This is a genomic window from Novispirillum itersonii subsp. itersonii ATCC 12639, assembly GCF_000381985.1.
In the GTDB taxonomy this organism is placed as follows: Bacteria; Pseudomonadota; Alphaproteobacteria; order Rhodospirillales; family Rhodospirillaceae; genus Novispirillum; species Novispirillum itersonii.
This window is the reverse complement of sequence record NZ_KB907338.1, coordinates 106,266-127,217: the sequence shown is the minus strand read 5'-3', so window position 1 is coordinate 127,217 and position 20,952 is coordinate 106,266. Positions and strand designations below refer to the sequence as shown.

Genomic DNA, 20,952 nt, shown 5'->3' with positions numbered 1-20,952 from the left:
GCCTTTTTCTCGGGCTTTTTTCTGTCTGCGGGCGGATTACATCCAGCCGACCGCCTTCAGCACTTCGTCCCCGCCGCGCCAGATCATATGCAGCGACACCCAGACGATCATTGCCAGACCCAGATAGCCGATCCAGTGATACCGGGTCAGCGCCTTGGCGATGTAGGTCGCCGCCACGCCCATCAGCACCACCGACAGGATCAGGCCGGACACCAGCACCCAGGTGTGATCGCCCGCCGCACCGGCCACCGCCAGCACGTTGTCGATCGACATCGACAGGTCGGCCATCGCCACCTGCACCACCGCCTGCATGACGCTTTTGCCCTGCTTGCCCGACGGGGCGGAGGTGCCGTCCTCCATCTCGCTTTCGACCAGATCGGCGGCGGCTTCCTCTTCCTTGGGGGAGCGCAGATCGCGCCACATCTTCCAGCACACCCACGCCAGCAGCAGGCCCCCGGCCAGCGTCAGGCCGATGATCGCCAGCAGCTTGGTGGCCAGCACGGCAAAGGCGATACGCATGACCACGGCGGCGGTGATCCCCAGCAGGATCACCTTCCGGCGGTGCAGCAGCGGCACCGAGGCCGCCGCCATCCCGACGACGATGGCGTTATCCCCCGCCAGCACCAAGTCGATGAACAGCACCTGCATGAAGGCTGTCAGTTCTGAAATCAAACCTGCGTCCATAGTTACGCTCATCCTGTCCCGTAAACCCGGCCTAAGCCGGAATAATCAGTTAAAAGACCGGCCCCGGGGCCTGTCATCCCCCGGGGCGGTCGCGGCCTTTTCCGTCTTCGCCGGCCTCAGTCCTCGCCGTGGAAGGCGTGCTTCGGCTCCGGCCTCCCCCTGATCAGGCGCCACAGCGGCGGGCCGATCAGCAGGGCGGCGGCCAGCAGCAGCAGACACAGCGACAGCGGATGGGTGAAGAACACCGACCCATCGCCCTGCGAGATCGACAGCGCCCGGCGGAACTGCTGTTCTGCCATCGGGCCGAGGATCAGGCCGATCACCGCCGGGGCCAGCGGCACATCAATCACCCGCAGGAAGAAGCCCAGCACCCCGATGCCATACAGCAGCACCAGATCCACCACCGAGTTGTTGAGGGTATACGTGCCCAGCGTGGCAAAAACCATGATGCCCGCATACAGCAACGGCTTGGGGATGACAAGCAGGCGCACCCACATCCCGACCAGCGGCAGGTTCAGCACCAGCAGCATAAAGTTGCCGATGTACAGGCTGGCGATCAGGCCCCACACCAGATCCGGCTGGGTGGCGAACAGCTGCGGGCCGGGGTTAAGGCCAAACTGCTGGAAGGCGGCAATCAGAATCGCGGCGGTGGCGGTGGTCGGCAGGCCCAGCGACAGCAGCGGCACCAGCGTACCGGCGGCAGAGGCATTGTTGGCGGCTTCCGGCCCGGCGACGCCTTCAATGGCGCCGTTGCCAAACTCTTCCGGCTTTTTCGACAGCTTCTTTTCCGTCAGATACGACAGGAAGGTGCCGATTTCCGCCCCGCCTGCGGGCAGCGCCCCCAGCGGAAACCCGATCGCCGACCCACGGAACCACGGCTTCCACGACCGTTTCCAGTCTTCGCGGCTCATCCACAGGCTGCCTTTGATGGCTTCCATCTGCTCGGTCTCAAAGCGGTGACGCACCGCCATGAACATGGTCTCGCCGACCGCGAACAGGCCGACGGCCACCACCACCACGTCAATACCGTCCAGCAGCTCCGGCACGCCGAAGGTGAAGCGGGCCTGACCCGACTGCATGTCGATGCCGATCAGCCCCAGCGCCAGACCGACACCCAGCGCCGCCGCCCCTTTCAGCACCGACTGACCCAGCACGGCGGTGACGGCGACAAAGGCCAGCACCATCAGCGCGAAGTATTCCGCCGGGCCGAAGGACAGCGCCACCTTGACCATCGTCGGGGCCAGAAAGGTCAGCGCCACGGTGCCGACCGTACCGGCCACAAACGACCCGACGGCGGCGGTGGCCAGCGCGGCGGCCCCGCGCCCGGCCCGGGCCATCTTGTTGCCTTCCAGCGCGGTGACGATGGTGGCGGATTCGCCCGGGGTGTTGATCAGGATCGAGGTGGTGGAGCCACCGTACATCCCGCCGTAATAAATCCCGGCGAACATGATCATCGACCCGGTGGGATCAAGGTTGAAGGTGACCGGCAGCAGCAGCGCCACGGTCAGGGCCGGGCCGATGCCCGGCAGCACGCCGACGGCGGTGCCCAGCGTCACGCCGATCAGCGACCACAGCAGGTTCAGCGGCGTCAGCGCCACCGAAAAGCCGTGCATGAGGGAGGAAAAGGTATCCATGGCCGATGCCCCTTACAGCACGCCGTTAAAACACATCGGTGAACGGACCGGCCGGCAGGGTCAGGCCCAGACCGGCGGTGAACCCGGCGTAAGCCGCCACCGACAGCACCAGCGCGACGATGATATCCCGCCGCAGCGACCGGCTGCCGAAGGCCCGGGCCGTGGCCAGAAACAGGATCGTCGAGGCGATGATGAATCCGGCATGCTCCATCAGCACGATCTGCGCCAGCAGCCCGCCGCTGACCATCAGGAACGGCGGCACATCCATCGCCGGAATTTCGGCGGCGTCGGCATTTTTCATCACCATCGACCGGATGACGATGGCAAGGCCGACCGCCATCATGGCGGCGGCAATCAGCAGCGGAAACACTTTCGGCCCGACGGCCTGCACCACTGCTGTCTCTGGCAGGGAACTGATACCGATGGCAATGGCACCGCCGATCGACAGTACCTTGACGCCAAACGATGCTTCCCAGCGGCGAACCTGCGCCTGGGGCATGGCGTGACACTCCGGATATATAAAAGAAAGAGAGGCCGTGTCAGGGCAGCGCGGCGGGCGGAAGACCCCGGAGAAACCGGGGCGGGGCCGGGGGCGGGGGCGAACACGGACGCAAGGCAGAACAGGGAAGCGGGGGACGGACGGTGGACACCGGGACAGGAGAGGGGTCGCATCCCGGCGGCAGTATCATCATCCGTCCGCCCGCTTCCGGCCCCGCCCCGCCGGATTCAGCAGGGCCGGGGGACGGGGCGGTCTCAGACGGTCAGGCTTACTTCACCAGACCGATATCCTTCAGCACGGTTTCAATGCGGGCCTGATCGTCTTTCAGGAAGGCAGTGAACGCATCACCCTTCTGGAACAGGTCGGTCTGGCCGCGCTTGACCAGCGTATCCTGCCACACCGGGCCCTTCACGGCGGCCTCAACGGCGGAAATCAGGGTTTCCTTATCCTTGGCGCTGATGCCGGGGGCGGCGAAGATGCCGCGCCAGTTGGCCAGCTCGACGTTGACGCCGCTTTCCTTCAGGGTCGGGGCGCTGACATCCTTCAGACGCTCGGCGCTGGACACCGCAAGGGCGCGCAGCTGGCCGCTGGCGATCTGGCTGGCCCATTCCCCGGCGCCGGACACGCCGACGGTGACATGGCCGCCGAGAATCGCCGCCAGTGCCTCGCCACCGCCCGAGAACGGCACATAGTTGACGTCAGACGGCTTCAGGCCGAGTTCCTTACCGATCAGCCCGACCAGAATGTGGTCGGTGCCACCGGCAGAGCCACCGGCCCATGCCACCGCGCGCGGGGCTTCCTTCAGCTTTTTCTTCAGGTCATCGAAGGTCTTGATCTCAGACGCGGCGGGCACCACCAGCACTTCGTACTCGCCGGTCAGGCGGGCAATCGGGGTCACGGAGTCGATACCGACCGGGGCGTTGTTGGTCTTGATCGCGCCGATCATCACCATGCCGCCGACCATCATCTGCTTGCCGTCGCCCTTGCCCTGGGTGGCAAACTGGGCCAGCCCGATGGTGCCACCGGCGCCCGGCACGTTGTTGACCTGCACGGTCTTGACCAGCCCGCCTTCCTGCAGGGCCTGCTGCATGCTGCGGGCGGTCTGGTCCCAGCCGCCGCCCGGCGAGGCCGGGGCCATGATCTTCAGGCTTTCCAGCTTCTGTTCAGCCATGGAAACGCCGGACAGGCCGACGGTGGCACAGGCGAAAACGGCGACCGCAACGGTGCGGGCGAGAACCTTCTTCATGACATTTGCTCCCGGTTTACGTCTTGCCCCGCCGTATGGACATGGGGGGCATGCGTCTATTGCAAGCCGGAGTGTGTCGAAGGGTGCGGTGCGGTCACAATCACCGCTCTGTAATTTTTATGTAAAAGTATCCACCCGAAAATCAGGGACATCAGCCCTTGCGGAAGCCAAGCCGGTCAAGGGCGGTTTTCATCCGGGCCTCTTCTGCCTCCAGCGCCGCGCCCATGCCGTCGCCGACGGTCAGGGACGGCAGCCAGCCCATCCGTTCGCAGGTACGGGTCCATGCCGCATGGGTGGTCAGCAGGGTCAGCACCCGGGTCAGCCGGTCGCGGGCATCGGCGCTGACCGACGGGGCGGCGAAAAAGCCCCGCCAGTTCTGGAATATCATCGGGATGCCCTGTTCAAACAGGGTCGGCCAGTCATAGCCCCACAGGCGTTCCGGGCTGGTGACGCCCAGCACCCGCACCCGCCCGCCCAGCACCGCCTGCCGGGTTTCGGCGATGCCGGTGACCAGCGCCGCCGTTTCCCCGGCCAGCAGGGCGTTCAGCGCTTCGGTCCCGGCATCGTGGGGGATGTAGCGCAGGGCGGCGGGATTGCCGCCTGCCGCCTCGACCATCAGCCCGGCGCAGACATGATCCAGCCCCCAGCGGGCCGAGCCGCCGCCGACCGGGGTATGGGCCGGGTTCTGGCGCTGATGGTCGAAAAAAGCGCGGGCGGTGGTGAAGGGCGAGTCCCGTTCCACCACCAGAATCTGGTATTCCCGCATCACCGTCGCCAGCGGCAGCACATCACGGAAGGTCAGCCGGAAATCGCCGGTCAGCCCGGTCAGGATCAGCGACTGCGACTGCACCATCATCATATCCGGGCGGCCCTGAGCGATCAGGTGGATCAGCGCCCGCATCCCCCAGCCGCCGGAATAGTTCTCATAATGCAGCCGGGCCACCAGCCCTTCGTCCAGCAGCCCCTGCCCGACGATGCGGGCCGCCGTATCCCAGCCGCCGCCCTGCCCGCCCGGCACCAGCAGCCGCAGCGCCCCCATCACCAGCGCCTGCGCCGGGTGCGGCACCGTCAGCCCGGCCACCGCCCCCGCGCCCAGCAGGGCCCGCAGCAGCGCCCGGCGCGACGGGCCGGGGGCAGACGCCTTTCTTTCCGGGCGGGAACCTGTCATTGTCAGCGGCACTCCGGAAACGTCCTGAAAAATAAGAACGGCCCAATCCTAAGGTCATGAGCCAGCATATCGCCATCATTGATGATGACGAGCGGATTGTCCGCTCGTTATCCGCCTATCTCAGCGGCGAGGGATACCGCGTCAGCGGTTTTGCCACCGGCAGCGCCGCGCTGGCCGCCCTGCAGGGGCAGCCCGCCGATCTTGTGCTGCTGGATATCACCCTGCATCACAGCGACGGCCGCATTGAAAACGGTCTGGAGGTCGCCCGCGCCCTGCGCGGCGCGGCCCCGTCCACCGCCCTGATCATCGTCAGCGGCAAGACCGACCCGGTGGAACGGGTGGTCGGGCTGGAACTGGGGGCCGATGATTATATCTGCAAGCCTTTCGACAGCCGGGAACTGCTGGCCCGGGTGCGGTCGGTGCTGCGGCGGGCAGTGCCGCCCGCCGGGCCGGTTGCGACGGCTCCTGTCGCGATGGCTGCGGTCGCCGCAGGCACCCCCGCCGACCCTGATCTGCCGCGCATCGGCGGCTGGGCCTTTGACCGCAAGGCCCTCTGCCTGCTGTCCGCCGACGGCGATGTGGCCCTGACCCGGCTGGAGGCTGAATGCCTTGCCGCCCTGCTGGCCCACCCGCGCGCGGTGCTGACCCGGCAGGAGATTGTCGAGGCGATCGGCGGCCCCGACTGGGTGCCGGAAGACCGCCGTATTGACATGATCATCGCCAAGCTGCGCAAAAAGCTGGGCGACGACCCGGAGACACCGCGCTTTATCGCCACCGTGCGCGGGGCCGGATACCGGCTGATCGGCGCGGGATAACCCCCGCGCCGCCGCCGCGTTACCAGCTTTTCAGGAACGCCCTGATATCCGCCTTGCGGGCATCGGTGCAGAACCCTTTGACCTGCTGCGCCTGCATCGCGTGGTATTCAATGCCGTTCAGCTCATGCGCAACGGTGCCGATCGGCTTCATCGCCTCCAGCTTCGCCAGCGCCGCCTGCCGGTCATAGGGGATGCCGCAGGCCCCGGCGGCCCCCAGCCGCGACCATGCGGTCATCAGCTCCGGCCCCCAGCCCAGCGTCTCTTCGCCCTTGAAGCGGGCATCATAGGCGCGGGTGTAGGTGTCCGGCGTGACGGTCCGGTCAGCCATGCTGCCGCGCTTGCTGCACGCCGTCAGGGCCACAGCCCCCATCAGCAGCACACCAAAGCGCAGCGCCAGCCGTTCCACACGGCGGGTTTCAAGTCGGTTGCGGTGCATTCTTTTTCCCCAAATGCCCTTAAAAAGAGCATGAGATTATCAACCGAAAGTCACCCCGTCCACCCGCATAAAGGGAGATCATTCCCCTTTCGTCACCCCCCAGAGTGTCACCGGCATTGCCGTATCCCACCCCAGAAAGCCGCCGACCGGGCGGGTCTGGGCCACGGACAGCCGCAGCAGATCACCGCCCCGGCGGGCCTGTAAGGCCACCAGCCGCGCTTCTGACTGCACCGTCACCGCCGTTGCCACCATCCGCCCGCCGGGGCGCAGGGCGTCAAAGCAGGCCTCGGCCACCCCGTCGCGGGTGATGCCGCCGCCGACAAACACCACATCCGGCGTTGGCAGCCCGGTCAGGGCATCCGGGGCCCGGCCTTCCACCAACCGCAGATCCGGCACCCCCAGCGCATCGCGGTTGTGGCGGATGTTGGCCTGCCGGTCGGGGTGAGACTCGATGGCAATCGCCCGGCAGGATGGATGGCTGCGCATCCATTCAATCCCGATCGAGCCGCTGCCCGCCCCGACATCCCACAGCAGTTCCCCCGGGCGGGGGGCCAGCCGGGCCAGCGTCACCGCCCGGATGTCGCGCTTGGTCAACTGGCCGTCGTGGCGATAGGCGGCATCCGGCAGGCCCGGCGTCACCGCCAGCGGCAGGGTGCCGGGGTCGGGCACCGGCTCCACCGCGATCACCGCCAGATCCGGGTAAGGCTGATCGGGGAAATCCGCCGCCAGCGCCTGCATCCGGCTTTCCCGCAGGCCACCCAGATAGCCCATCACCGTGATCCGGCTGGCGGAAAACCCATGCAGGCACAGCAGCCGCGCCACCTCGGCCGGGGTGTGCGCCCCATCGGCCAGCAGCAGCAGCCGCGCCCCCGGGTGCAGGCAGGCCGCCAGCCGGGCCAGCGGGCGGCCATGGGTGGCGATCACCGTCACATCCTGCACCGCCCAGCCCATCCGCGCGGCGGCCAGACTGACGCAGGAAGGGGCCGCCAGCACCCGCACCGCCTGCGGGGTCAGGGCACCGGGGGGCAACAGCGGGGCCAGACCCGCCGCCAGAGTCGCCCCGATGCCATAAAACATCGGGTCACCGCTGGCCAGCACACACACCGGCTGCGGGTACAGCCCGGCCAGCAGCGGATAGGCCCCGGAAAACGGGCTGGGCCACGGCAGGCGGGTCTGGCCCGGCTGATCGGGCAGCAGGGCCAGATGCCGCGCCCCGCCGACCACCACGGCGGCCTGTTCCACCGCCTGCCGGGCCGCAGTGCCCAGCCCGTCGGGGCCGTCTTCGCCCAGTCCCACCACGGTCAGCCATGCCGTCATGCCGTTTCTTTCCCTGCTGTATGGTTGCGCCGGTCACAGATGCCACAGCACACCGCCGGACGCCACCATTTCAGGGCCGCCCGCAGACGGTCCGCCGGATCTGGACTCAGTATATTCAAAAGCAATTATGTCTGTTCAGCCGCAACACATTCAGACGCCCTCGAATGAATGAACCGCGCATATTAAAAGGAATACCAGATCCCCTTCCCCCATGTGCCTCCGGCGCGGCGGCAGTACCCATACTTAAAAAGTGCCTATCCCTGTTCATCCTGCGGTTTTTTGCAAACTGCGGCGCATTCAGCCACAGGCCATCTGTCCGACAGAGGTTTTTGGCCCGTCTTAAGAACCATAGCCATCCCTGAAATCACGGGATTCTTCCGTAAAATCTGCCCTGCCACCGTCTGGCACACCCGTTGCTACTACCCCATGCTGCAGGACCTTGCAGACGAGATCAGCCCCCCTCTGTGGCCGGTGCCCTGCGTGCCCGGCGACACCAGCCCGGAGATCCGACATGGCCGAAACCACCGCCCTTGACCGTGATGCCCGTCTGACGTTCCTGCACATTGATGCTGACACCCGCGCCGCCCTGCGGGAGTTCCGTCCGCTGCTGGAAAAGCATCTGGAAGGGGTGCTGGATAAGTTTTATGGCAAAATCAACGGCGTCCCCCATCTGGCCCGCCTGTTCAGCAACCCCGACACCCTGCGCCATGCCCGCACCATGCAGGCCAAACACTGGCTGAACGGGGTGTTTTCCGGCGATTTCGATGACGCCTATATGCGGCAGGTGACCATCATCGGCCGGACCCATGAGCGGGTCGGGCTGGAGCCGCGCTGGTACATAGCCGCTTATTGCTATGTGCTGAATGCGATGGTCGATCTGGTGCGCCGCACCTTTGGCAAATCGCCCGATCAGGTTGCCCGGCTGATCACCGCCATCAATAAGGCGGTCTTCCTCGACATGGAACTGGCGGTGTCGATTTACATCCAGACCGCCCGCGATTCTGCCCTGTCGGTGATTGAGGTGTTCGAGAAAGAGGTCGATGGCATGGTGGAAATGGTCTCCTCTGCCGCGACCGAGCTTCAGCAGTGCTCCGCCGCCATGGCCCGCAGCGCCGACACCACCAGTCAGGAAGCCAGCGAAGTGTCTCTGGCCGCCGACGCCGCCGCCGCCAATGTGCAGACCGTCGCCGCCGCTGCGGTGGAGCTGCACGCCTCAATCAACGAAATTGCCCGCCAGATGGACGGCTCGGCCCGGATCTCCGGCGAGGCGGTGATCAAGGCGGAACGGGTCAACGAGCTGGTCGATGGCCTTGCCACCTCGGTGGACCGGATCGGCACCGTGGTCCGGCTGATTTCTGACATCGCCAGCCAGACCAATCTGCTGGCCCTGAATGCCACCATCGAAGCCGCCCGCGCCGGCACCGCCGGAAAAGGCTTTGCCGTGGTGGCCGGCGAGGTGAAAAGTCTGGCCGGGCAGACCGCCAAAGCCACCAGCGATATCTCTGCGCAGATCGGCGCAGTGCAGAAAGCCACCCGCGACGCGGTGATCGCCATTCAGGCCATCAGCGAAACCATCGGCGAAATGAACGTGGTCGGCACCGCGATCGCCAGCGCCATCGAGCAGCAGGGCGCCGCCACCCGCGAAATCGCCAGCAACACCCAGCAGGCTTCTGACGGCACCAGCTCTGTCACCGCCCGGATCTCCAAGGTGTCTTCCGCCTCGATGGAAGCCGGGGCCGCCGCCCGTCAGGTGCTGGCCACCGCGCAGGAACTGACGGTCAAATCGGGTGGCCTGAAGGACCGTGTCCGTGATTTCGTCACCAAGATCAAGGTCGCCTGAAAGACCCCAACCCAGCCCGTGGGGCTGGGTTGGGTTTTTGTTTAGCCCCTCACGCGGCGGGCGCGGGCGTCCGCCCGCTTGCCTCACGCGCGAATGGTCGCGCGGGGCCTCAATGGCCCAGTCAGCCCGGCAACGCCGGGCTTCCATTTGCTTAGGTGTTTAGTCCCAGCATGTGATGGTGTAAGACTATCCCCATCACAGCGGAGGGATTTATGGGCCAGGTTCTCCATGGGAGCGCCAAGACCACGCACGCCGTTCGAGCAGAGCTACAGCGATTGCAGGCTTCGGTCGCGCACCTCGCCAAAAAGTACGGGATCAACGAGAAAACGGTCCTGAAGTGGCGCAAGCGGCAATCGGTGGAAGACATGCCAATGGGACCGAGGGAGCGGCGCAGCACTGTGCTCTCGCCAATGGAGGAAGCCGCAATCGTGGCTCTGCGGGTGCAGGCCCGGCTGCCACTCGACGATGTATACATCGCGCTCAAGGACGTGATCCCGCATCTGAGCCGCTCGTCGTTGCATCGTTGCCTTCAACGGCATGGAATCAGCCAGTTGCCCAAAGCCGATCGTGAGAAGCCGAAGAAGTTCAAGAACTACGAGATCGGCTACTTCCACATCGATATCGCCGAACTTCGCTACGAGGATGGCAAGGCCTACCTCTATGTCGCTGTGGACCGCACATCCAAGCTGGTCTTCGCGCGCATCTATCGCAGAGCGACGAAACTGGTCGCCGCTGGCTTCCTGAAAGCATTGATTAGGGCGGTGCCCTACAAGATCCACACCATCCTCACCGACAACGGCGTGCAGTTCACCCAGTTCGAGCGTGACACCGGGTTGACCTTCCCGCACATCTTCGGTCGCGTCTGTCGGGAAAACGGAATCGAGCATCGGCTGACCAAACCCTACCGTCCTTGGACCAAGGGCCAAGCCGAACGCATGGTGCGAACCATCAAGGACGCAACCGTCAAATCCTTCCACTATGCTTCGATCAACGAACTGCGACGCCACGTCCGCGACTGGTTGATCGCCTACAACTTCGCCAAGAAACTCAAAGCGCTCAAGTTCAGAACACCCTACGAGGCCATCGAGGAACTCTGGAAATCAAAGCCTGACGTCTTTATCATCAAGCCTAACCATCACATTCTGGGACTAAACACCTAAAACACCTAAGCGTTGTTGATGTATGAAACATAGATTAGAATGATCTCGTAGGTCAAGATCCTTGCCCAGACTGAAAACATTGGCAGCAGATTTAAGGGGTTAGTTATGATCGAAACACTTCAACAAAGATGGAAAAGATCGGGCCTTAGCGATGGAGATACGGTACTTATACATAGCAATATAAAGAGAACACTTATTGAGTATCGTATTAATAAAATTTCGATTTCTCCACAAGATATTTTGGATAGCTTTATTGATGTGATAGGCTCGAAGGGAACGCTTCTTCTACCTCTATTTAATTTCGATTTCGCAAATGGCATTCCGTTCGATATTAGAAATTCAGAGTCACAGATGGGCGCCTTAACTGAGGTCGGCAGGAAATTTTACGGTGCTGTTAGAACTGGACATCCGATCTATTCTTTCGCGGTAATCGGATATAAATCTTCTGAGTTCGAGGGAATTGATAACGTTAGTGGTTATGCCGAGGATTCTCCATTCGGAGTACTAAAAAGATTAAATGGCAAGATAGGATCACTCGACTTAGAGGATCAAAACAGTATGACTTTTTATCATCACGTGGAAGAAATTAAGCGCGTTGACTATAGGTACTTTAAATCATTTAGTGGCGATTACACAGACTCGTCTGGCCAGACGAAAAATAAAAAATATGATCTCTATGTTAGGGATATCGAACGTGGAGTTATGACCAATGTTAATCCAGCAGGCGAGCTTCTATGGAATGCTGGATTGTATAGTGGATTCAGACCTAAGGAAGGTCCCGGGCTTCGACTTGTGAATGCCAAATCGATGTTTCATTTTGTTGAAAAAATAATTGATAGCGGCAAGGCGCTTGGAACACTTTACTCGATTGAAGATTCGAAATGATTGGAAATGAAATTTACAAGTTGGCGGAAAAACTTTGGCCAATTAATCGTAGCCTTACTGGCGAAGGCGTAAGGCAGACGTTGAGAATTATTCAAAATGAATTACCAGAATTAAAAATTTTTGAAGTTCCAAGTGGAACCCAAGTTTTCGATTGGGTCGTCCCGAAGGAATGGAATGTCAGTGACGCATATATAATTACACCAAGCGGTAAAAAGATATGTGATTTTAAGAAAAATAATCTACATCTAGTTGGATACAGCACTCCCATCAGATTGAAACTTAGCCTAGCTGAGCTACAAGAGCATCTGCATTCTCTACCAAATCAACCAAACGCCATTCCTTATATAACCTCATATTACAAAGAGCGGTGGGGATTTTGTATCTCACACGAGGAGAGGTTAGGCTTAGAGGAGGGTGTATACGAGATATATGTAGATACTCAACTCTTTGATGGAAGTCTTACATATGGTGAATTTCTACTCAAAGGTGATTCATCGAAAGAGGTCTTTATATCGACTTACGTTTGTCACCCATCTATGGCTAATAATGAGCTGTCAGGCCCTTGTGTAACTGCATTTTTGGCAAAAAAGCTGAAAGACTTGGGGCGTACAAAGTACAGCTATCGATTAATTTTTATACCGGAAACGATTGGCTCCATAACTTATCTCAGTAAAAATATTGAACATCTTAAGAATTCAGTATTCGCAGGTTTTAATGTTAGTTGCGTTGGTGATAATCGTGATTATTCCTATCTTCCAAGTCGCAACGGCAATACATTAAGCGATCAAGTTTCCAAGCACGTTTTGAGATACATTTGCCCTACGTATAAGGTTTATACTTGGGGTGATCGAGGCAGTGACGAGAGGCAATATTGCGCTCCAGGTGTTGATCTCCCGATTGCCTCAATTATGCGTACCAAGTACGGAATGTATGATGAATATCATACTTCGCTTGATGACTTGATTAACGTTGTTACAGCAGAGGGTTTGGATGGTGGATTTAATGCTATTTGGAATGCTATCGAGGCACTCGAAAGGAACGTTTATCCCAAAGTTAAGGTGCTTTGCGAGCCACAATTAGGTAAACGAGGCCTGTATCCTACGTTATCAACTAAGGCAAGTGGCGCTGAGGTTAGACTGATGATGAACTTGATTACTTGGTCTGATGGTACTCGTTCATTAATTGAAATTGCCGATCTGTGTGGTTCTCCCGTTTGGGAATTATACCCTATTGTTGATAAGTTGAGTGCTCATAATCTTATTGATCTACTTGAGGCTCCAGATCAGTAAATTATATTTTGCTAGAGCATTTTCAGATTGAGTGTGCGTAACCCGCAGCTTTAAAGAAATTTGCACACTGCTGCGGAGAGAAGCGCTCGATAAGCTGGCCGACCTGATCCCACAGCGCATCGGTGGTGCGCTGTGGTTCCTGTCGCAACAGGGCTTTGAGTTTGGAAAAGGTTATCTCAATGGGGTTCATGTCGGGAGAGTATGGCGGCAGATAAACACACTGAGCACCCGTTGCTTTTATGGCCGCCTCAACTTCCTGCGTTTTGTGTGCCGGAAGAGTGTCCATGACAACGATGCCCCCTTTCGCAGAGAGGGACCAAGGATCTGGCGAACATAGGCCAGAAACGCCTCCCCATTCATGGGGCCGTCGAGGACAAGAGGCGCAGAGATCCCTGAGAGCTGAAGTCCGGCAACAAACGTGGTGGTTTTCCAATGCCCAAACGGCCCGCTGGACAGACATCTTTGCCCTTTCCGGGCCCTTCCGTAAAGCCGGGTCATCTTGGTGCTGATGCCGGTCTCATCAAGGAAAACAAGCTTTTCAGGGTCAAGATAAGGCTGTGCGGCTTTCCAGATCCGCTTCCGGTTTGCAACGTCCGGCCTTTCTTGCTCGCTGGCGCGCAGTGTTTTTTTGAACGTCAGTCCCAGTCGGTCAATGGCCAGCCAGAGGGCCACGCCACTGATCCTGATGCCGTATTCGCTCTCAAGCCAGCGCTGGATTGCGGCAATCGTGGCATCGTTCTGCGCCCGGATATAACCTGCTCCTGTTCTGGCGTCAGTTTGCGGGGGCGATGCCCCCGCACTGTACTGGCCTCGCTTTAGCCAGTCTTTCTGCGGAGGATCTGCGCTTTGTAAATGTAGGAAACACTGACCTGAAACAGCAGGGCTGCCTGTCTGGCGGGCATCCCACCGTCAACTGCGGCCAGAGCCCGAGACCGCAAATCAGAAGAGTAGCTTTGTTCCTGTCGCCAACCCATCGCCTCACCTGCGCATTCGTAAAATCCGGAAGCAGTGAATTACGGATGCGTGCAGATGGGAATCCCATATAGATTCCGGTCATTTTAAGAATGCTCTAGCCCCTCACGCGGCGGGCGGGCGCGTCAGGGCCTGTGACAGCCGGGTCAGACCCGCCTCGTCCGGCAGGCCGAAGCGCAGGTGGTCCGGGGCGCGGTCAAACCGGCGGACCAGAATCCCCTGCCGTCCCAGTCTGTCATACACCTGTTGCGCCTGCGGGTGCGCATACAGCCGGAACAGCCCGGTGCCCCCCACCAGCCGGAACCCCGGATCACTGCCCAGCACCACCTGATCCAGCCGCACCGCCAATGCCGCCAGCCGGTGCCGCATCGCCGTCGCCCACCGGTCATCGGCAAGCGCCACCGCCGCGCAGCGCAGGGCCGGGCCGCTGACCGCCCACGGCCCGATCAGGTCTGACAGCGCCCCGATCAGCCCCGGTGCCCCCAGCGCCACCCCCAGCCGGACCCCGGCCAGACCGTAAAACTTGCCGAAGGACCGCAGCACGATCAGGCCATCAGCCCCCGTGCTGCCATCAACCGCCGTCGCCGGGTCAATGTCGGCGAAGGCCTCGTCACAGACCAGCAGCCCCCCCTGCGCCGCCAGCGCCTGCCATAGCCGCCGCAACACCGCCCCCGGCAGCACCCGCCCGCTGGGATTATCCGGGTTGACCACCACCAGCGCCCGCAGGCCGGGCGGCAGATCCGGCAGGGGCCGCGCGGTATCAGGCCCGGCACCATCAGATGCAGCCTCAAACAGGGGGTGATCCGCCGTCACCTCGCGCACCGCATACCCTGCCAGCGCCCAGCAGCGGGCGTGTTCGCCATAGGTCGGACCAAGAATCCAGACCTCCGGCATGGCCCCGGCAGGCAGGCAGGCATCAGCCCGCTGCCAGGCCAGCGGCAACATCTGGATCAGCGCCTGCGATCCCGGGGCCAGACACACCGCCGCCCCGGCCCCGGCCCCATAGGCCCGGCGGGCGGCCTGTTCCGCCGCCTGTTCCAGATCGGCATCGGGCAGGCGGGTCCAGTCATCAGCGGGAAACACCGGCAGCGGATAGGCAAACGGATTGATGCCGGTCGACAGGTCCAGCCAATCCGCCGCCGCCACGCCAAAGCGGGCCGCCGCCGCCGTGCGGTTGCCGCCGTGGTCCCGCACGGCCATCCCGGTAAGGGGGGTGTCCATTGTCGCTGTCCTCCGCCGCCACCGGCCCGGAACATCCGGCCCGAAACATCCAAGCCTTATACCCAGCCGGTCCCGCCGCCACCATCCCCATAAAAAAACCGGCCCCATACAAAAAACCGGCCCCATACAAAAAACCGGCCCCATACAAAAAACCGGCCCCATACAAAAAACCGGCTCCATAAAAAAACCGGCGGCAGGCCGGATCATCCGCCTGCCGCCGGTCCTGTGCGCAGATCACCGCGCCCTGTGCGGCCTTATGCCGACCGCAGGGTCTTCAGAAAACCGGCCATCCGGTCCTGCAAGGTCTGGGCATGGTCCGTCAGCGTGCCCGACACCGCCAGCAAGCCGTTGGCGTCCTGCTCGGTCTGTCCGGCGGCCATCGCCACATCGGCGATGATTTCCGTCACTTCCTGCGTGCCCGCAGACGCCTGCGAGACGCTCTGCACGATCTCCCGCGTGGCCTCTTCCTGCTGGTTGATCGTCACCACGATGGACTGTGACGCCTCGCTGATCGCCCCGATCGCCTGCACCACGCCGGAAATCGCCTGCACCGCCCGCTGGGTGGTGCCCTGAATGGCCGACACCTGCTGGCCGATCTGTGCCGTCGCCGCCCCGGTCTGGGTTGCCAGCGCCTTCACCTCGTTGGCGACCACGGCAAAGCCCTTACCGGCCTCACCGGCGCGCGCCGCCTCGATGGTGGCATTCAGGGCCAGCAGGTTGGTCTGCCCGGCAATCTGCGAAATCAGATCGACAATGGTGTTGATGCGGCCTGCGGCCTCGTCCAGCTCGGCGATGATGTCGGATGCGACCTTTGCCTCGCCGACCGCCGCCTGTGCCCGGTCCGCCGAGAAATCCACCTGCCGGGAAATTTCCCCCACCGAGGCCCCCAGCTCTTCCGCCGCACCGGCCACCGCCGCCACATTGGTCGATGCCTGTTCCGCCGCCGCCGACACCGTGGTGGACTGCCGCAGGGTCGAGGCTGCCGACTCCGACATGCCCCGGGCCGAGCCATCCATCTGCCGGGCCGCATCAGACACCGCCCGCGCCGCCGCGCCGACGGTCTTTTCCAGCTCCTCGGCCATCTGACGCAGGGTTTCCGCCCGGCGGGCCTCGCCGTCACGGCGGGCCTGCCCGGCCTCGTCCTCCAGCGCCCGGCTGCGGACCAGACTGTCCTTGAACACCTCAACCGAGCGGGCCATCTCGCCGATTTCGTTGCCGTAACGGGTATAGCCGACGGTCGCCGTCAGGTCGCCCGCCGCCAGCGCCCGCATCGTTCCGTTCAGCCGTGACAGCGGCACGCTGATCCCGCTGCGCACCACCGTCACCCCGGCCACCACCAGCAGCGCGGTGGCCAGCAGCGCCGCCCCGGACAGATACACCCCTTGCCAGGCATCGGTCTGCACCTCTTCCGCCCGCATCACCATCTCGTCCAGCGCCTCGGTGGCCAGATCGACGATTTTGCCGCTGTTGGCGGTATCGCGGGGCTGAAGATCCTTGATCTCAATGCCGGGGGCGCGGCCCTCGGCCAGCGCCTCGTGCAGGGCCTTGGCATCCTCCCACGCCTTGCCGCTGAAATTGCTGTCATCGGCTTTCTGGTACGCCACCTTCAGCGCCGGCGGCAGCCCCGGCGACGCCATCGCATCGCGCACACCGCCCCACAGCACCAGCGCCTTGCCCCGCTCTTCAAAGGCGGCGCGGGCCTCCTGCGGGGTCCAGGATTTTCCCCCGGCGACCATCCGCTGGACATTGCCCATCAGCCCCCCCAGCTGCACCCGGGTCGCCCAGGCCCCCCGTTTGATGACCAGCAGGCTGTCCACCAGCGTATCCGTGCCGAAGATCCCCAGATCCACCGCATTGGCGGTTGCGGTCAGCGCGGTCAGAAAATCCTGATACAGCGCCTGCGACTGCGGGTAAGACGTCGGGTTGCGGGCCGCTTTGGCCACGGTCAGATCCTGATCAAACTGCTTCTGCTGCGCCGTCATCGCATCATGGGCCTTGCGCAGATCGGCCAGCGTGGCGATCGCCTGCGGGCGGCCACTGGCCTGCACCTGCGCCAGCACCGCCGCATAGCCATCCTCAACCGCCTTACGGTATCCGGCCACTTTATCGCGGTGCGCCTGCTCTGCCGGGGGCTCCGCCGTCAGGGCGGTGCTGAGGGCCCCGCGCTCAAGGCGGGTGTTGAGCAGGGTGTTCAGCAGCGTGCGGCTGGCTTCTGAGGATGTCAGGATCGCCTGCGCGTTGTTCTTACGCGCCCACGCCCCGGACAGGGTGACGCCGCCATAAATCAGCGCAACGCAGCCGATTGCGGCAAGAAACAGGCCGACGACGACCCGGATGGATAATGTACGCATATGAAAAACCCCTGACTGTGCTCCGGGGTCAGCTTACACCGTTTTTCTTACAATGTGGAATGGGGAAGAAATAAGATTACAAAATAGAAATATTTTTTGCATATTATGCAAAGGTTTTGCGTCTGAACGTTATAATCATTGCGCACGCCTTACAGGCCGGGCGGCGGTTGTAAGACCAGCTCCCACAGTGCCTTGGGCAGCCCGAAGCGCAGGCTGACCCGGTGGCGGCGGTGCAGCACCCGCCACCCGGCAAACAGCCGGTCAACATCAGCGGCGCTGACAAACCGCTTGGGGCTGCCATGCACATGGTACAGGCCGGGTTCAATCCGCCGGTGCCCGGCCAGCCGCCCCAGCGCGCCATAGCAGACATCGCGGCTGGAATTGAGACGGCAGACCAGCAGCCCGTCCGGCCCCAGCACCCCTGCCGCCCGCCGGATCAGCGCCTGCGTCTGCACCCAATCAAAGTAATGCAGCGACAGGCTGGCCAGAATCACCCCGGCATGGTCCAGCGGCCACGGGTCGCACAGATCCTGCTGCAAGAAGGTCGCCCCCGGCACCCGCTGCCGCGCCTGCGCCAGCAGCGCGTCGGACAGATCCACCGCCGTCACCGCCAGCCCGGCGGCGGTCAGCACCGCCGTATCATCGCCCCAGCCGCAGCCCAGCTCCAGCACCGGCGCCCCGGCGGCATGGGCGCAGATCAGCGGCAGCCACCGCCCCAGCCATGGGTCGCGCTGCCGGGCCGCACCGATCAACCGCTCCATCGTCGTCTTCATTCCGTCGTCCCCCACAGGGTCCGCCAGACCGCCTTCGCCCCTTCCGTCACCTGCCGCACCGTTTCGGCGGGCGAAAACGCCCCGGCCTGACGGTTCAGGCGGTCAAGCTGGTGGTGGCGGGCAGCGGTCTGCGTCACCGTAATCTCGTGCCACAGCACATCAATATTCCAGGGCTCCCCGGCGGTACAGACCGCCACCCCGGCAGACCCCGGCGGCAGCCCCAGATCCTGCGCCGCCGCCGTCAGGGCCTGCGTGATCGCCTGCGCCTTGGGGCGGGGGTCGCTGCCATCCAGCGCATAGGGCGGGGCCCAATCCCGGCGCGGCGACAGCAGATCAACATGGGTCAGCACCAGCCGCACCGGCGGCAGCGGCACCCCGGCGGCGGCGGTCTGGGCCCGCAGGGTATCCAGCGCCGCCCGGTCAGCCGCCCGGCCCGGATCATTGGCCGACACCACCCACAGAATCAGGTCGGCGCGGGCGGCCTCGGCCTCCAGCGCGGTTTCGCCCCGCCCGTCGTGGCCCAGCCCCGGCAGATCGGCCACCACCAGCTGCGGGCGGTCCGGCTGATCCAGCCGCAGCACCCCGACCCCTTCCCGCGACGGAGAAATGCCGGTGCGGCGCTGCACCGTCTGCGCCAGCGCGTTCAGCAGGCTCGATTTTCCGGCACTGACCTGCCCGGTCAGCACCACCCGCACCGGATGGGCCAGATCGGTGGCGGCCCCGGCGGCCTCGCCTGCCGCCAGCAGGCGGATTTCTTCATCCGACAGGCGCAGCCGCCCGGCGTACAGGTCAATCGCCGCCCGTCCGGCCTCGCGCACCAGCATCTGGGTCAACTGCCCCTGCAACCGCAGACTGACCGCGTCGCCAGCCTTATCCATCAGGATCCCGCCGACTTCCCGCAGCAGCGCCGCCCCCGGATTGCTGACCGCCGACACCACCCGGCCACCGGTTTTTCCCATCGTCCACAGCGTTTTGACGGTGCCGCCGTGGGCGTCGTACAGGTCCTTGACCATCAGCAGGTCTGACACCCGCACATGCTGCGCCAGCGGAATATACCGCAGCCCGGCCCGCCGCAGATCCTGCGCCACCCGCTCGGTCAGCAGCAGCAGTTCCGGCAGGGTCAGGCGGTAGCGTGCCTGGGCATCGCCGGGGTGATAGTGCGCCGCCACCGCATCAACCGTGCCCCGCAGCAGGGCCAGCACATCGGTCCACAGGTCTTTCGAGGGCTGCAACGGCGCGGCGGCCAGCGCCTGCGCCTCAACCACCGCCCACGCTGCCTGTTCCTTCGGCCCCCAGCCGATGCTCGCCGGGCTGGCCTGTGCCGCCTGCGCCGCAATCTCTTCCGCCGCGCGCCGCAGGATCGACCGGCGCACCATAAAGGCCGCCGCCCCGCAGACCGCGCCCGTCAGCGCCCAGACCCACGTCCAGCCCTGCTGATACAGCCACAGCAGCCCCGGGGGCAGCAGCAGCACAAACGGCAGCGCCGCCAGAACCAGCAACAACAGCTCCCGCCGGTAGCGGCGCAGCAGAGAGGGGGAAGACAGCATCGGCAGACAGACCCGGAATCAGAAGAACATCCGCCCACACTTCAGCCGGAACGGGAACAGTGTCAAGAGGGGGGCAAACAAGGGGGAGGAAGGCGGGCGCCGCCCGCCGGCCCGCAAGGAGGCGCGGCCCCCTTGACCTCGGGTGTTTCAGGCTTTTCCGCAGGCCGGGACAGACAACGAAGAACTGAAGGGATTGGCCGAGGAACTGCGCCGGAGTGCCCCCATCCGACGCTCACCGCCTCAGAGTGCCGCCTTTACCCCTGAAATGGCAGAAGACATTCGTGCTTTTGCCAAAAGGAACCCGCAGGCGTCCCAACAGCAGATTGCCAACCATTTTCAGGTCAATTCCGGCCGCGTCTCCGAAGCGCTGAACAACCGGACCAGATTTGATTCATAAAAGCAGCGCCCCGCCCTCAGCCCTCCGGTTCCAGCCCGTCCAGCAGTTTGCCGAGCAGGGCGGAAAGCTGGTCCTGTTCGTCCGGGGTCAGCGGGGCGAGGATGGCGCGCTGCACCGCGACGTGGCGGTCAACAAGGCGGTCGATCAGGGCCAGACCCGCCGGGGTCAGCGCCACCAGCGTGCCGCGCCGGTCATCGGGGTGCGGGCGGCGGGCGACCAGCCCCAGCCGTTCCAGACGGTCAATGCGGTTGGTCATACCGCCGGAAGACACCATCAGCGCCCCGTACAGCGCCGTCGGGGTCAGCCCCTGCGCCACGCCGGAGCGGCGCAGGGTCGCCAGCACATCAAATTCCCCCCGGTTGAGGCCATGTTCGCCGTAACCGGGCTCCAGCCGGAACGTGCGGATGCGGTGCACCAGCTCTGACATCCGGCCCAGAGGCAGCATCGGGGAGGCGTCTATCTCAGGCCGCACCTGCCCCCACTGGGCCACGGCGCGGGCGGCGCGGTCCTGCCGCCGCGCCGGGTCGGGCGACGGGACCGGAGAAGAACCCGAAGAAGAACCGGACCGGGTGATGACGATTTCTGTCACGCCGGGGTCCGGGTGCTGAACGGCGGAGGGGTCGGTCATGGCGGTGGCCCTGCGTATGTCTTGATGCAATGTATCTTGACGTAAAGATACTTTTGATCGAGATAACACGGCAACCCCCTTTTTCTCCCC

At 63.4% G+C, this 20,952-nt stretch carries 18 protein-coding genes and 1 pseudogene; 6 read left to right on the top strand and 13 right to left on the bottom strand.

Going from position 1 to position 20,952, the window contains the following annotated elements; genetic code table 11:
• Positions 1 to 36 precede the first annotated feature (36 nt).
• The 5 genes from G365_RS0103910 to G365_RS20250 all read right to left on the bottom strand — a co-directional run bounded on the left by G365_RS0103910 (position 37) and on the right by G365_RS20250 (position 5,231).
• A complete protein-coding gene (locus tag G365_RS0103910; protein WP_019644196.1) occupies positions 37 to 684 on the bottom strand; it encodes a YjbE family putative metal transport protein in 648 nt (215 codons plus the stop codon).
• Positions 685 to 800: 116 nt separating this feature from the next.
• The gene (locus tag G365_RS0103905; RefSeq protein ID WP_019644195.1) at positions 801 to 2,318 is read right to left on the bottom strand and encodes a tripartite tricarboxylate transporter permease; all 1,518 of its coding nucleotides are present in this window, start codon (positions 2,316 to 2,318) and stop codon (positions 801 to 803) included.
• A gap of 25 nt (positions 2,319 to 2,343) precedes the next feature.
• A complete protein-coding gene (locus tag G365_RS20255; RefSeq protein WP_019644194.1) occupies positions 2,344 to 2,817 on the bottom strand; it encodes a tripartite tricarboxylate transporter TctB family protein in 474 nt (157 codons plus the stop codon).
• A 268-nt stretch (positions 2,818 to 3,085) separates the two neighbouring features.
• Entirely contained in the window at positions 3,086 to 4,063 is a 978-nt protein-coding gene (locus G365_RS0103895) for a Bug family tripartite tricarboxylate transporter substrate binding protein (RefSeq protein ID WP_019644193.1), read from the bottom strand.
• Positions 4,064 to 4,214: 151 nt separating this feature from the next.
• Positions 4,215 to 5,231 (bottom strand): Bug family tripartite tricarboxylate transporter substrate binding protein, encoded by a 1,017-nt coding sequence (locus G365_RS20250; protein ID WP_155976112.1) that lies wholly within the window; start codon positions 5,229 to 5,231, stop codon positions 4,215 to 4,217.
• A 56-nt stretch (positions 5,232 to 5,287) separates the two neighbouring features.
• Here G365_RS20250 and G365_RS0103885 point away from each other — a divergent pair, with 56 nt between their 5' ends.
• A complete protein-coding gene (locus G365_RS0103885; protein WP_019644191.1) occupies positions 5,288 to 6,046 on the top strand; it encodes a response regulator transcription factor in 759 nt (252 codons plus the stop codon).
• A 19-nt stretch (positions 6,047 to 6,065) separates the two neighbouring features.
• Here G365_RS0103885 and G365_RS22680 read toward each other — a convergent pair whose 3' ends face one another.
• Together G365_RS22680 and cbiE are read right to left on the bottom strand one after the other, a co-directional pair.
• The gene (locus G365_RS22680; protein WP_019644190.1) at positions 6,066 to 6,482 is read right to left on the bottom strand and encodes a hypothetical protein; all 417 of its coding nucleotides are present in this window, start codon (positions 6,480 to 6,482) and stop codon (positions 6,066 to 6,068) included.
• A 78-nt stretch (positions 6,483 to 6,560) separates the two neighbouring features.
• Positions 6,561 to 7,799, bottom strand: a complete 1,239-nt coding sequence (gene cbiE / locus G365_RS0103875; protein WP_019644189.1) for a precorrin-6y C5,15-methyltransferase (decarboxylating) subunit CbiE — start codon at positions 7,797 to 7,799, stop codon at positions 6,561 to 6,563.
• 511 nt (positions 7,800 to 8,310) lie between these two features.
• Here cbiE and G365_RS0103870 point away from each other — a divergent pair.
• The 4 genes from G365_RS0103870 to G365_RS23390 all read left to right on the top strand — a co-directional run bounded on the left by G365_RS0103870 (position 8,311) and on the right by G365_RS23390 (position 12,973).
• On the top strand, positions 8,311 to 9,639 hold the full coding sequence (locus tag G365_RS0103870) for a globin-coupled sensor protein (RefSeq protein WP_019644188.1): 1,329 nt from the start codon (positions 8,311 to 8,313) through the stop codon (positions 9,637 to 9,639).
• Between the two features lie 212 nt (positions 9,640 to 9,851).
• Positions 9,852 to 10,799, top strand: a complete 948-nt coding sequence (locus G365_RS0103865) for an IS481 family transposase (protein ID WP_019644187.1) — start codon at positions 9,852 to 9,854, stop codon at positions 10,797 to 10,799.
• 105 nt (positions 10,800 to 10,904) lie between these two features.
• Positions 10,905 to 11,684 (top strand): AAC(3) family N-acetyltransferase, encoded by a 780-nt coding sequence (locus G365_RS23395; RefSeq protein WP_081628427.1) that lies wholly within the window; start codon positions 10,905 to 10,907, stop codon positions 11,682 to 11,684.
• Positions 11,681 to 12,973, top strand: coding sequence for a DUF4910 domain-containing protein (locus G365_RS23390; RefSeq protein ID WP_081628426.1), 1,293 nt, complete (start codon positions 11,681 to 11,683; stop codon positions 12,971 to 12,973). Before G365_RS23395 ends, G365_RS23390 begins: the two co-directional genes overlap by 4 nt.
• A 22-nt stretch (positions 12,974 to 12,995) precedes the next feature.
• Here the strand turns inward: G365_RS23390 and G365_RS23385 are convergent.
• From G365_RS23385 to G365_RS0103840, 5 genes and pseudogenes are all read right to left on the bottom strand, one after another.
• Positions 12,996 to 13,947, bottom strand: a pseudogene (locus tag G365_RS23385) (IS630 family transposase).
• Between the two features lie 103 nt (positions 13,948 to 14,050).
• Positions 14,051 to 15,166: a threonine-phosphate decarboxylase CobD gene (cobD, locus tag G365_RS0103855; protein WP_019644186.1), complete on the bottom strand. Its 1,116-nt coding sequence runs from the start codon at positions 15,164 to 15,166 to the stop codon at positions 14,051 to 14,053.
• A 254-nt stretch (positions 15,167 to 15,420) separates the two neighbouring features.
• The gene (locus tag G365_RS0103850) at positions 15,421 to 17,517 is read right to left on the bottom strand and encodes a methyl-accepting chemotaxis protein (protein ID WP_019644185.1); all 2,097 of its coding nucleotides are present in this window, start codon (positions 17,515 to 17,517) and stop codon (positions 15,421 to 15,423) included.
• Between the two features lie 149 nt (positions 17,518 to 17,666).
• The gene (locus G365_RS0103845; RefSeq protein ID WP_211217654.1) at positions 17,667 to 18,290 is read right to left on the bottom strand and encodes a class I SAM-dependent methyltransferase; all 624 of its coding nucleotides are present in this window, start codon (positions 18,288 to 18,290) and stop codon (positions 17,667 to 17,669) included.
• Positions 18,287 to 19,837, bottom strand: coding sequence for a GTPase family protein (locus tag G365_RS0103840; protein WP_019644183.1), 1,551 nt, complete (start codon positions 19,835 to 19,837; stop codon positions 18,287 to 18,289). The genes G365_RS0103845 and G365_RS0103840 overlap by 4 nt, the downstream gene beginning before the upstream one ends.
• Positions 19,838 to 20,030: 193 nt before the next feature.
• Here G365_RS0103840 and G365_RS0103835 point away from each other — a divergent pair, with 193 nt between their 5' ends.
• Positions 20,031 to 20,234 (top strand): hypothetical protein, encoded by a 204-nt coding sequence (locus G365_RS0103835; RefSeq protein WP_155976111.1) that lies wholly within the window; start codon positions 20,031 to 20,033, stop codon positions 20,232 to 20,234.
• A gap of 16 nt (positions 20,235 to 20,250) precedes the next feature.
• Here G365_RS0103835 and G365_RS0103830 read toward each other — a convergent pair whose 3' ends face one another.
• Complete coding sequence (locus G365_RS0103830) at positions 20,251 to 20,862, bottom strand: MarR family winged helix-turn-helix transcriptional regulator (RefSeq protein ID WP_019644181.1); 612 nt, start codon at positions 20,860 to 20,862, stop codon at positions 20,251 to 20,253.
• Positions 20,863 to 20,952 lie beyond the last annotated feature (90 nt).

What these genes read in the sequence shown, in the direction of transcription:
- G365_RS0103910 (WP_019644196.1), bottom strand. Translation starts at nt 684, where the DNA reads ATGGACGCAGGTTTGATTTCAGAACTGACAGCCTTCATGCAGGTGCTG.
- G365_RS0103905 (WP_019644195.1), bottom strand. Translation starts at nt 2,318, where the DNA reads ATGGATACCTTTTCCTCCCTCATGCACGGCTTTTCGGTGGCGCTGACG.
- G365_RS20255 (WP_019644194.1), bottom strand. Translation starts at nt 2,817, where the DNA reads ATGCCCCAGGCGCAGGTTCGCCGCTGGGAAGCATCGTTTGGCGTCAAG.
- G365_RS0103895 (WP_019644193.1), bottom strand. Translation starts at nt 4,063, where the DNA reads ATGAAGAAGGTTCTCGCCCGCACCGTTGCGGTCGCCGTTTTCGCCTGT.
- G365_RS20250 (WP_155976112.1), bottom strand. Translation starts at nt 5,231, where the DNA reads ATGACAGGTTCCCGCCCGGAAAGAAAGGCGTCTGCCCCCGGCCCGTCG.
- G365_RS0103885 (WP_019644191.1), top strand. Translation starts at nt 5,288, where the DNA reads ATGAGCCAGCATATCGCCATCATTGATGATGACGAGCGGATTGTCCGC.
- G365_RS22680 (WP_019644190.1), bottom strand. Translation starts at nt 6,482, where the DNA reads ATGCACCGCAACCGACTTGAAACCCGCCGTGTGGAACGGCTGGCGCTG.
- cbiE (WP_019644189.1), bottom strand. Translation starts at nt 7,799, where the DNA reads ATGACGGCATGGCTGACCGTGGTGGGACTGGGCGAAGACGGCCCCGAC.
- G365_RS0103870 (WP_019644188.1), top strand. Translation starts at nt 8,311, where the DNA reads ATGGCCGAAACCACCGCCCTTGACCGTGATGCCCGTCTGACGTTCCTG.
- G365_RS0103865 (WP_019644187.1), top strand. Translation starts at nt 9,852, where the DNA reads ATGGGCCAGGTTCTCCATGGGAGCGCCAAGACCACGCACGCCGTTCGA.
- G365_RS23395 (WP_081628427.1), top strand. Translation starts at nt 10,905, where the DNA reads ATGATCGAAACACTTCAACAAAGATGGAAAAGATCGGGCCTTAGCGAT.
- G365_RS23390 (WP_081628426.1), top strand. Translation starts at nt 11,681, where the DNA reads ATGATTGGAAATGAAATTTACAAGTTGGCGGAAAAACTTTGGCCAATT.
- cobD (WP_019644186.1), bottom strand. Translation starts at nt 15,166, where the DNA reads ATGGACACCCCCCTTACCGGGATGGCCGTGCGGGACCACGGCGGCAAC.
- G365_RS0103850 (WP_019644185.1), bottom strand. Translation starts at nt 17,517, where the DNA reads ATGCGTACATTATCCATCCGGGTCGTCGTCGGCCTGTTTCTTGCCGCA.
- G365_RS0103845 (WP_211217654.1), bottom strand. Translation starts at nt 18,290, where the DNA reads ATGAAGACGACGATGGAGCGGTTGATCGGTGCGGCCCGGCAGCGCGAC.
- G365_RS0103840 (WP_019644183.1), bottom strand. Translation starts at nt 19,837, where the DNA reads ATGCTGTCTTCCCCCTCTCTGCTGCGCCGCTACCGGCGGGAGCTGTTG.
- G365_RS0103830 (WP_019644181.1), bottom strand. Translation starts at nt 20,862, where the DNA reads ATGACCGACCCCTCCGCCGTTCAGCACCCGGACCCCGGCGTGACAGAA.